8 protein-coding genes and 1 tRNA gene are annotated in these 10,627 nt (G+C 59.5%); all 9 read right to left on the bottom strand.

Annotation, left to right across the window (positions count from 1 at the left end; genetic code table 11):
* Positions 1–14: 14 nt before the first annotated feature.
* On the bottom strand, positions 15–2,171 hold the full coding sequence (locus ADG881_RS04810) for an acetyl-CoA hydrolase/transferase C-terminal domain-containing protein (RefSeq protein ID WP_007149970.1): 2,157 nt from the start codon (positions 2,169–2,171) through the stop codon (positions 15–17).
* Positions 2,172–2,218: 47 nt separating this feature from the next.
* Positions 2,219–2,548: a multidrug efflux SMR transporter gene (locus tag ADG881_RS04815; RefSeq protein ID WP_007149985.1), complete on the bottom strand. Its 330-nt coding sequence runs from the start codon at positions 2,546–2,548 to the stop codon at positions 2,219–2,221.
* Between the two features lie 41 nt (positions 2,549–2,589).
* Positions 2,590–3,624 (bottom strand): GTP-binding protein, encoded by a 1,035-nt coding sequence (locus ADG881_RS04820; protein ID WP_007150181.1) that lies wholly within the window; start codon positions 3,622–3,624, stop codon positions 2,590–2,592.
* 5 nt (positions 3,625–3,629) lie between these two features.
* On the bottom strand, positions 3,630–4,664 hold the full coding sequence (gene pyrC / locus ADG881_RS04825; protein WP_007149678.1) for a dihydroorotase: 1,035 nt from the start codon (positions 4,662–4,664) through the stop codon (positions 3,630–3,632).
* Positions 4,665–4,860: 196 nt separating this feature from the next.
* A tRNA-Ser gene (locus tag ADG881_RS04830) sits at positions 4,861–4,950 on the bottom strand.
* Positions 4,951–5,056: 106 nt separating this feature from the next.
* Entirely contained in the window at positions 5,057–5,245 is a 189-nt protein-coding gene (gene csrA, locus ADG881_RS04835) for a carbon storage regulator CsrA (protein ID WP_035229872.1), read from the bottom strand.
* A gap of 211 nt (positions 5,246–5,456) precedes the next feature.
* Complete coding sequence (locus ADG881_RS04840) at positions 5,457–6,683, bottom strand: aspartate kinase (protein ID WP_007150585.1); 1,227 nt, start codon at positions 6,681–6,683, stop codon at positions 5,457–5,459.
* Positions 6,684–6,839: 156 nt separating this feature from the next.
* Entirely contained in the window at positions 6,840–9,440 is a 2,601-nt protein-coding gene (gene alaS / locus ADG881_RS04845; protein WP_007149447.1) for an alanine--tRNA ligase, read from the bottom strand.
* A 260-nt stretch (positions 9,441–9,700) separates the two neighbouring features.
* Positions 9,701–10,468, bottom strand: a complete 768-nt coding sequence (locus ADG881_RS04850) for a sulfite exporter TauE/SafE family protein (RefSeq protein WP_007151451.1) — start codon at positions 10,466–10,468, stop codon at positions 9,701–9,703.
* Between the last annotated feature and the right edge of the window lie 159 nt (positions 10,469–10,627).

The raw sequence follows: 10,627 nt of genomic DNA on the forward strand, positions 1-10,627 counted from the left end.
GCTAATCGGCAACGCTATTTTTCCTGCGTAGCTTCCAGTGCAGTCAGCAACAAACGCTGGAAAATATGCTCACGCACCCCATCCGGATCCGTCAGCGCCATACGATCCAGTTGCGCCGCAAACTCGGTTGGACTGCCTTCGTTGAACAAGGCTTTCCGGCCCAGCTTCAAATACTCCTTGTGGCTGACTTTCTCTTTCAGCCAGGTGAGCGCCGTCATCAAACGCTGCTCTACCTCGGTGAAATCCGTGCCCAACGGGAAAACCGGGAAGCTTTCCTTGCCGTACTGTTCGGCAATCTCATGAAGATGCTCAGGATTATTGCGACGGTGCGCCTCGGGAATCTGATAATCCTGGCGCAGCTTCCCCGCCGCCTGGGCCTGCTCCATCAGCTCCACCTGGAAACGGCTATCGGCCACGTTCAGCATGGCCATGACCACTTCTTCATCGGTCTTGCCACGCAGATCCGCCACACCATATTCGGTAACGACCATATCGCGCAGATGTCGGGGAATGGTGTTGTGCCCATAGCTGAACACCACATTACTCATGGCCTCACCACCGCGCTCGCGCCATGCCCGCACCATCAAAATGGAACGCGCGCCTTCCAGCTCATGGGCCTGGCTGACGAAGTTATATTGCCCGCCCACACCACTAAGCACGCGACCGTCTTCAATCTGGTCCGAGGCCACGGCGCCCAGCAAGGTGACCGTGAACGCGGTATTGATAAAACGCGCATCCTGACGCTGCAAACGATTCAGGGTTTCATCACCGTAAAGGTGATTGATGAAACTGATGCGCGTCATGTTAATTCTGTCGCGCTCCTGGTCCGTCATCTCCCGCAAGCGTGCGTAGAAATCCCGGGGCCCCAGGAAAAAGCCACCGTGCATCACCACACCACCGGTCAGGCTTTCGCCGAACACCGCTTTCAGGGCTTCACGGGTGGTGCGATCGTCCAGATCATTGGGCACGGTCACGTCATTGGGCAGCTGTAGCTCATCACCGTGTTTGCTAATGCCGTCGCGGAAAATGCCGAACCGTTTCAGGGTACGCAGCTGCGCGCGATCCAGCCGCCGGCTGATCGCCGATTGCTCGCGCAGGGCATCCAGCAGCGCCAGCCCCGGCGTTGCCGGATTGTGCATTTCCAGGCGCTGCAGTGGTGCCCAGTCATATACCGGGCGGCGAATGATGCCATCGTCGATCAAGGTCAGCAGGCCATGGGTCATCATTTCGCTGCAACCGTAGAGGCCCTCACGAAAAACGCCTGTGCCCCCTTCCCGCTGAATCAAGGCATCATGCTCCGGCGGCACAGTCCAGGCCTTCAGCGCATTCAGGTAGCGGGGGTTATCCTGTTCGCGCAGCCGCAGATGATGCACCAGCGCATCGCCCAGGGCACCGATACCGATTTGCAAGGTACCGCCATCGCGCACCAGCGTGCTGGCGTGCAGCCCGACAAAATGATCCTGAATATTTACTGGCATATTCGGAGTGCTGAACAGGCGGGTATGACCTTCCGGGTCATCCACCAACAGGTCCATCTCCGGCAGCCAGTCATCCACCCGGGCATCGTTCCCCATAAACGGCAGGTCCCGATGTACCTGCCCCACGGCCACGATGGTTTCACCGGCTTCTCGGCGCGCCTTGAGCAAGGGCATCAGATCGAGCGTTACTTCCGGGTTGCAGGAAAAACTGTACTCGTCGTTACCGTCCACCTGCCGGTGAGCCAGCAATTGCGCCACCACATTCACGCCTCGTGCGTTAAGGTCCCGCGCCACATGCGTGTAGTTGCTGCTGATGTAATGTTGCTGGGCTACGTCACTGCCCAGCATGCTGCCGGGCTGCACGAAAAATTCGAACACCCGAATGTTGGCGGGCAGGTTTCCACGCTTTTGCGCCGCCAGGTAGGTCAACGCTTCATAATCACCGAACAAGCGATCCGCAAAGGGATTAAGAAAACGTTTCTCCAGCTCGCTGCCGGCCCCCGGTTTGCCCAGGGACAAGGCCGTATAGATATCCAGGCTCAGGGACGGGTCCGCTTCCACGCGTGCATAAAGTGCGTTCACAAACCGGTTGGGCTTACCCAGCCCCAGCGGCATGGCCAGGCGAATCTCGCCACCGGTGGCCTCAATGACCCGATCCACCGCCTGCTCTACCTGATTGATTCGATCCGTCACGACCTCTCCTTGTCATTCATTCAGCGCCATTCATGCATTAGCGCCATTCAATGGCTGGCGGTGCTGGACACCAGCGTGACCAGCACCACACCCGCAATAATAAAACCCATGCCCAGCATGGCGGGTAAATCCGGGGTTTGTTTGAAAAACAGCGCCCCCACCAGGGCAATCAGTACGATACCCACTCCAGCCCATACCGCATAGGCTATCCCCATGGGAATAGTGCGCAAGGTCTGGGAAAGCGCATAAAACGCAACGCAATAGCCCAGCACCGTCGTCACCGATGGCCACAACCGGGTGAACCCCTGGGACGCATTCAGCGCCGAGGTAGCCACCACTTCAGCCACAATGGCGATAGATAAATACAGGTAACCCATAGGGACTCCGCAACAATCGGGCGAGTGATCAGACCGGACATTCAGGCCGAAGGGGCAACCTGTAGCTGATTCAGCAACGTCTCCCAGTGTGCCAGCAGTCGGGACGGGAAGTCAGCCTGAGGATGGCGCACAATCAGTACCAGGCGCGAGTCGGCATCCTGGTCCGGCCACCGGTTCTGTGGTGTCATCTCCGGTGCCTGTTGCGCCACCCACTGCACCAGCATGGGACCGTCCAGCCCGTTCACCTGCAACAGCCCTTTCACTCGCACCAATGCATCGCCACATTGTGCCTGCAGCTGCTGGAGCGCGGCCTGCCATAATGGCCAGTCGAGCCCATGGGGCCAGCGCAGCGAGGCACTGAACAGATTATGGCGGGACGCCTGCTTCTCCGCGGGGACCAGCGCAAGCGACTGAGCGGCAAGCGCCGCTCCCCCCACAGGGGCGAACAGGCCGGTCACCCGGCAACGACGCGGAAACGATTCATCGAGCAAGCTCGCGTCAGGAAAGTCGGCATCCAGCCGGTATTGCCGCGCCGTTGCATTCAGGTCATGCAGCTGCGCCTGCAACGCCTGCACGGCGGCGGGCTCGGCCTGTTCCGCCTTGGAAAGCAGCAGCGCATCGGCGCTGTGGATTTGCTCCAGGACTTCCGGGTGCGCAGCAATGGCATCGGCACCGGCGCGGGCATCGACCACGGTCAGCACCGACTGGCAGACAAAGCGCTTTTTCAGCCAGGGGTCCTGCTCCAGTGGCGCCACCACACCAAAGGGCTCCGCCGCGCCGGTGGTTTCGATCACCACCGTCGTGAATGCGGGAATATCGCCGTTCTTGCGAGCCATGAACAGGTTACGCAACGTGGTGGACAGGGAGCCCTGAATTACGCAGCACAGGCAACCTCCGGCCAGCAACGAGACCGACACCCCGTCGGTGCCGGTGAGATGCTGGTCGATACCGATATCGCCCAGCTCGTTGATGATCAGGGCTACATCGCGGCGCTCGCTCAGCCAGCGGTTGAGCAGTGTGGTCTTGCCACTGCCCAGAAAGCCGGTGAGCACCACCACCGGAATCCGTTCTTCCACGGTAATCAGCCCAGCGACCAGGGCAACTGCTCGCCGGCAAAGAACGGCACCACCGGCTCACCGGCGGCGTCGATCACGGCGGGTACGTCCCAGGGTTTACGTTGCAGGGTCACAGTGTCGGTGTGGCGCGGCAGCCGGTAGAAGTCGGCACCAAAGTGGCTGGCGAACCCTTCCAGTTTATCCAGGGCGTTGTGCTGCTCCAGGAAGGTGGCATACAGCGGCAGTGCCGCTCGCGCGGAGTAACAGCCCGCGCAGCCACAGGCCGCTTCTTTCTTGTTACGGGCGTGCGGTGCGGAATCCGTGCCCAGAAAGAAACGGCTGTGGCCGTCAATCACCGCTTTCTGAATGGCTTCCTGATGCTGGCGCCGCTTGAGAATCGGCAGGCAATAATTGTGCGGGCGCACGCCACCCACCAGCAGATCGTTGCGGTTCATCAACAAGTGCTGGGGGGTCACTGTCGCTGCGGTCAGCGCGTTGGCTTCGCGCACAAAGTTGACGCCTTCCGAGGTGGTCACGTGTTCAAACACAATACGCAACGCCGGAAACTGGCTGCGGATCGTATTCAGGTAGCGATCAATAAATACCTTTTCACGGTCGAAAATATCGATGTCCGCATCGGTCACTTCCCCATGTACCAGCAGCGGCACATCGTGCTTTTCCATGGCCTCGTACAGGTGGGTAATTTTGCCCGGATCGGTGACGCCACTGGCAGAGTTGGTGGTCGCGCCGGCGGGATACAGCTTGAACGCATGCACAAAATCACTGTTGGCCGCGCGTTCCACTTCCTCCACCGGGGTGCTGTCGGTGAGATATAGCACCATCAATGGCTCAAAACTCACCCCTGCTGGCACCTGCGCCATGATGCGCTCACGATACTCTGCGGCCTGGGCCACCGTGTTCACCGGCGGGTTCAGGTTGGGCATCACGATGGCACGACCGAATACATTGGCCGTGGCCGGCACGGTTTCCGCCAGCAAATCACCGTCGCGGAAATGCAGATGCCAGTCGTCAGGACGGGCAATGGTCAGGGTATCGGTCATGGCGTCACCTTCTTTACCGTGGAGATTCGTGGGGCGTTTCGGGGGCGTAGTGTAGCGCAAGTTGGTGTCGAGGCAGAGCACGAGGAATATGAGAACCGCGCTTGCGGGCGACATCTGTCCGGAACAACAGAGTCGCCAGCAGCAAGAACAAGCGCCACAAACAAAAACGCCCCGCATTGCGGGGCGTTTTCTAATATGGCGGAGAGGGCGGGATTCGAACCCGCGATACAGTTTCCCGTATGGCTCCTTAGCAGGGAGCTGGTTTCAGCCACTCACCCACCTCTCCGGAATGCGGTACTGCTTGTGGTTTGGTGGTGAACGCTCTTAATCGGCGCTGTCACCAAACTCGCCGCGCATCATAACGATTTTGCGAACAAAATACAGCTCAAAAATCAGGCAGACTCGCTATCTGACGATTTTTCGTGCTGAATTCGCTGATAAATTTCTTCACGGTGTACGGCAACTTCTTTCGGTGCGTTCACACCGATACGAACCTGATTGCCTTTTACACCCAGCACAGTGACGGTCACTTCGTCACCGACCATCAGGGTCTCACCAACTCGACGCGTAAGAATTAACATAATGATCCCTCCTGGGGTCCTTTCATTTCCGTGAGCGCTTTCCGTACCTGAGGCTCGCGGGTTGCCGTCCGTGACGACTCCTTGGTGCAGAGACCATTTACCCACCCCTGGCACGGGGCCGGTAGTATGCCTGAATCAGATTCTCAAGTCTTGCCGTGAGAGGGGCTAGACCAACCGGTCGTCGCCCCATACCTACCTGACGGTATGCCGATCAGGAGCCGGGCTGATCCAGCTCGAACTCGGAGTGCAGGGCACGCACTGCCAGCTCCAGGTACTTCTCGGCAATGACCACGGACACCTTGATCTCGGAGGTGGAAATCATCTCGATGTTCACCCCTTCGTTGGCCAGAGCTTCGAACATCTTGGAGGCCACACCCGCGTGAGAGCGCATACCCACACCCACCAGGGAGACCTTGGCAATCTTGTCGTCACCGATGATTTCCGGGTTACCCAGCTCTTCGGAGGCGTTGCGCAGGGCTTCCTGGGCACGGACGAAATCGTTGCGATGCACGGTGAAGGTAAAGTCGGCGGCGCCGTCCTTGCCCACGTTCTGCACGATCATGTCCACTTCGATGTTTTCTGCGCTCACCGGACCGAGGATCTTGTAGGCGATGCCCGGAGTATCCGGGGCGCCACGCACGATGATCTTGGCTTCATCACGGGTAAAGGCAATTCCGGAGATTACCGGCTTTTCCATATCAACCTCGTCTTCGACAGAAATAAGAGTCCCAGGGCCATCCTGGAAACTGGACAAGACACGCAGCGGCACATTGTATTTGCCGGCGAATTCCACAGCACGGATCTGCAGGACCTTGGAGCCCTGACTCGCCATCTCCAGCATTTCCTCAAAGGTAATGCTGTCCAGGCGACGGGCGTTATCCACCACACGGGGGTCGGTGGTATAGACGCCATCCACATCGGTATAGATCTGGCACTCGTCCGCTTTCAACGCAGCAGCCAGCGCCACCGCCGTGGTATCCGAGCCACCACGACCCAGCGTGGTAATGTTGCCGTCACCATCGACACCCTGGAAACCGGCCACCACCACCACACTGCCGCCATCAAGATCGGCGCGCACTTTCTTGTCGTCGATCTCTTCGATACGGGCTTTAGAGTAAGCATTATCGGTGCGCAGGGGAATCTGGCTGCCGGTATAGGAACGGGCGTTGAGACCCTGCTTCTGCAGTGCCATGGACAGCAAGGCAATGGTGACCTGCTCGCCGGTAGACACCAGCACGTCCATTTCCCGTGGAGAGGGTTTGTCGGTAACGCCGTTGGCCAGCTCAATGAGCCGGTTGGTTTCCCCGCTCATGGCGGAGACTACGACGACCACCTGGTCACCCTGTTTATGGAAGCCAGCTACCTTCTCGGCAACGGCCTGGATGCGTTCGACCGTACCCACTGAGGTACCGCCGTATTTCTGCACGATAAGAGCCATAAAGTCGCTTTTTCTGCAAAAAAGAGCGCGCTACCTTAACAGAAACGCGCCGGGATTTCATGTTGAGGTGGTATGGCGGACCTGATCTGTGACCTTTTCCGCCCCCAAAGTGGGTTTTTCAGGCCAGAAATACCCGGTATTTCCAGCCCAGTCGCCCTACCCGGCCACCCAGCCCTTTACACTTTCCAGTGCCCCGGGCAATGCAGCAGGATTATTACCGCCACCCTGGGCCATATCCGGGCGACCGCCGCCACGACCGTCCACTTGCTCGGCCACGAACTTGAGCAGGTCACCCGCTTTGTATCTGGCGGTCAGGTCCTTGGTGACACCCGCCACCAACGCGACTTTATCGCCTTCCACTGCGGCCAGCAGAATCACCGCGGAGCCCAGCTTGTCTTTCAGCTTGTCCATGGTGACCCGCAACGTCTTGCTATCGGCACCGTCGATTTGTGTCGCCAGTACCTTCACGCCGTTAACATCCTGCACTTCGCTGGTCAGGTCGCCGCCGGCGCCACTGGCCAGCTTTTGCTTGAGGCGTTCAATTTCCTTTTCCAGCTCACGCACTTTCTGTGCCTGGCTGCGCACCCGATCGGCGGCGTTGTCCGGTGAGCTTTTCACCGTGGCGGCGATCTCGCTGAGCGCTCGCTCCTGCTGGCGCATCACCGCCAGCGCGTGTTCACCGGTCACGGCTTCGATACGGCGCACACCGGCAGCCGCAGAGGCTTCCAGGGTAATACGGAACAACCCGATATCACCGGTACGGTTCACGTGGGTGCCACCACACAGCTCCTTGGAGAAACCGTCACTGCCCATGCTCAGCACGCGCACCTGATCATCGTATTTCTCGCCGAACAGCGCCATGGCGCCCGCTTCACGGGCAGCGTCAATGTCCATCAATTCGGTGGTCACTGCGGTGTTGGCCAGAATCTGGCGATTCACCAGAATCTCGATCTGCTCACGCTGGGCTTCGCTGACGGCTTCACCATGGGAGAAGTCAAAGCGCAGATAGTCGGCCGCCACCAGCGAACCTTTCTGCTGCACATGCTCGCCCAACACGTCACGCAGGGCAGCATGCATCAGGTGTGTAGCGGAATGGTTGCGCATCACCGCACGGCGACGATCCACATCCACATAGGCCGACACCTTGCTGCCCACCGTCAGGGTGCCGCTTTCCAGCTTGCCCACATGCACATGGGCCGCCTGGCGCTTGCGGGTATCGGTGACCAGGAAGCGGGTTTCACTGTCATCGCCTCCCATCAAGGCACCGGTGTCTCCCACCTGGCCCCCGGATTCGGCATAGAACGGCGTGCGCGCCAGTACCACCATGCCTTCTTCGCCGGCATTAAGCGTTTCTACCGCGTCGCCATCCTTGTACAGGGCGACAACCGCATCGTCATCGGCCAACTTTTCGTAACCGGAGAAATCGGTCACCGCATCAATATTCAGGCGGTCGCTGTAGTCGTTGGCGAAACTGCCCGCCCCACGCGCCCGTTCTCGCTGTGCAGCCATGGCAGTTTCGAAGCCGTCCATGTCTACAGTCAACGCACGCTCACGGGCCACGTCAGCGGTCAGGTCCGGCGGAAAACCGTGGGTGTCGTACAGGTTGAACAGCACCTCACCGGGCAGCACCTTGCCATCGAGTTGCTCAATGGCGCTTTCCAGCACTTTCATGCCTGCGGCAAGGGTGCGGCCAAACTGCTCTTCTTCCGCCAGCAGGGCTTTTTCGATGCGGGCCTGCTCGCGACCTAATTCCGGGTAGGCCTCACCCATCTGCTCGACCAGCGCGGACACCATCGTCGAGAAGAACGGCTTGTCCTGCCCCAGCTTGTGGCCATGGCGAAGAGCTCGACGAATGATGCGGCGCAGCACATAGCCACGCCCTTCGTTGGACGGAATTACCCCATCGCAGATCAGGAAACTGGCCGAACGGATATGGTCGGCAATCACGCGCAGTGACTTCTCTTCCAGGTCTTGGCAACCGGTGGCTTTTGACGCAGCCTGCAGCAGGGCCTGGAACAGATCGATCTCGTAGTTGGAATGCACGCCCTGCAATACTGCCGCAATACGCTCCAGGCCCATGCCGGTATCTACACTTGGCTTGGGCAGCGGCTGCAATTCGCCATCCGGCTGGCGATCGTACTGCATGAACACCAGGTTCCAGATCTCGATATAGCGGTCCAGATCTTCGCCCTCGGATCCCGGTGGCCCACCGGGCACATGCGCCCCGTGGTCATAGAAAATTTCCGAGCTTGGGCCACAGGGGCCGGTGTCGCCCATCTGCCAGAAGTTGTCTTCGTCCAGCCGGGAGAAACGCTCAGCGCTGACCCCCATTTCCTTGAGCCAGATATCCGCCGCTTCATCGTCGGACACGTGCACCGTGACCCACAGACGATCTTCCGGCAGCCCCAGGGTGCCCGTCAGGAACTCCCAGGCAAACTTGATGGCTTCGCGCTTGAAGTAATCACCGAAGCTGAAGTTACCCAACATCTCGAAGAAGGTGTGGTGACGTGCCGTATAACCCACGTTTTCCAGGTCGTTGTGCTTGCCACCGGCGCGGACACAACGCTGGGAGCTGGTTGCACGGGTGTAATCCCGGGATTCACGGCCCAGAAACACATCCTTGAACTGGTTCATGCCCGCGTTGGTAAACAACAGGGTCGGGTCATTGTGGGGCACCAGCGAGGAGGACGGCACCTTGGTGTGTCCCTGGCTGGCGAAGTAATCCAGAAAGGCCTGGCGTAGTTCAGCACTCTTCATAGGAGAAACAATCATTGGCTGGCTGTCAGAGAGGGCCGAGTATAGCGCCCTCAAGGCCCGGTTGCGATGGGGTTTAGGGGCAAGAGCGAGTTGAAAGTTCAAAGTTGAAAGGCGCGAATCTACTGCAGTGCTGTCCGGGTTAGCCTGAGCCGCGCCGCAATCATAGGAATATACCTCACCAGACCGGAATCGCATCTACTTGGGGAAACACCACCGAAGCCCTCCCCGCACTTTTCAACTTTGAACTTTCAACTTTAAACTCAGCCCTTGATCGCCGCCGCCAGACACACCGCCAGCACCATCACCAGCAGGATGCGTTTGAGTACACGGGGGGAAACCTTGTGCGCGAACCCCACACCCAGCCGCACGCCCAGCAGGCTACCCAGCGCAACGACCAGCCCCGGCAACCAGGCAACCTGATCGCGGGCCACGAAGATCCCCAGGGCAAGCACGGTAAAACTGCCAGTGATCGCCAGTTTCAGGGCATTACTGCGTAGCAGGTCATACTGCAGTTGCCCGACCAGCACCGCCAGCAGCACAAAACCCACTCCGGCCTGCACAAAACCGCCATAGGCACCGGCCAGAAACAGGCCGAGCCACCCGGACAGGCTCGCGTTCGGGGATAGCGGGATCGCATCCGGCCCCGGCGACACTTGCGCCGGACGCAGCACCATCAGCAAAGCCACCACCACCAAGGTCGTCAGCAGAACCGGTTTGAGGATGGTTTCCGGAAGAAACGCCGCCGCCACGGCGCCCACCAGGGTGCCCAGCAGGCTCGGTACCAGAATCGCCGGTAAGGCGGCGAAGGGCATGGTTCCCCGTTTGTTGAACTGGCGAACCGCTTCCGCGCTCTGAATCAGCACCGCCACCCGCATGGTGCCGTTGGCCAGCGCAGCGCCCATGCCCGTGAGCATCAACAACGGCAGGATCAACAGGCCACCGCCCCCGGCCAGGGTATTGATAAACCCCGCCAGTACACCGGCGCCCAGTAGCGCTGCCGCTAACCAGGGGTCTGAAAGATATTCCATGGGGTTCCCAGTCCGGGCTCACAAAGCACAAGGATACCCTGCCCCACCCGCCAGCAAAAACGCGTTGAGGACACTGACTTGTATAAGCGCCCCGTAGGAGCGTCGCTGGCGGCGCGATTCATCCCTCGATCAAGAACAGCTGCACCACAGAAAGCAACG

Source organism: Alcanivorax sp. DG881, from assembly GCF_000155615.1.
Classification (GTDB): domain Bacteria; phylum Pseudomonadota; class Gammaproteobacteria; order Pseudomonadales; family Alcanivoracaceae; genus Alcanivorax.

Bases quoted from the DNA above. Each gene is read 5' to 3' on its own strand.
- alaS (WP_007149447.1), bottom strand. From the start codon at position 9,440: ATGAAGAGTGCTGAACTACGCCAGGCCTTTCTGGATTACTTCGCCAGC.
- ADG881_RS04850 (WP_007151451.1), bottom strand. From the start codon at position 10,468: ATGGAATATCTTTCAGACCCCTGGTTAGCGGCAGCGCTACTGGGCGCC.
- csrA (WP_035229872.1), bottom strand. From the start codon at position 5,245: ATGTTAATTCTTACGCGTCGAGTTGGTGAGACCCTGATGGTCGGTGAC.
- ADG881_RS04840 (WP_007150585.1), bottom strand. From the start codon at position 6,683: ATGGCTCTTATCGTGCAGAAATACGGCGGTACCTCAGTGGGTACGGTC.
- pyrC (WP_007149678.1), bottom strand. From the start codon at position 4,664: ATGACCGATACCCTGACCATTGCCCGTCCTGACGACTGGCATCTGCAT.
- ADG881_RS04815 (WP_007149985.1), bottom strand. From the start codon at position 2,548: ATGGGTTACCTGTATTTATCTATCGCCATTGTGGCTGAAGTGGTGGCT.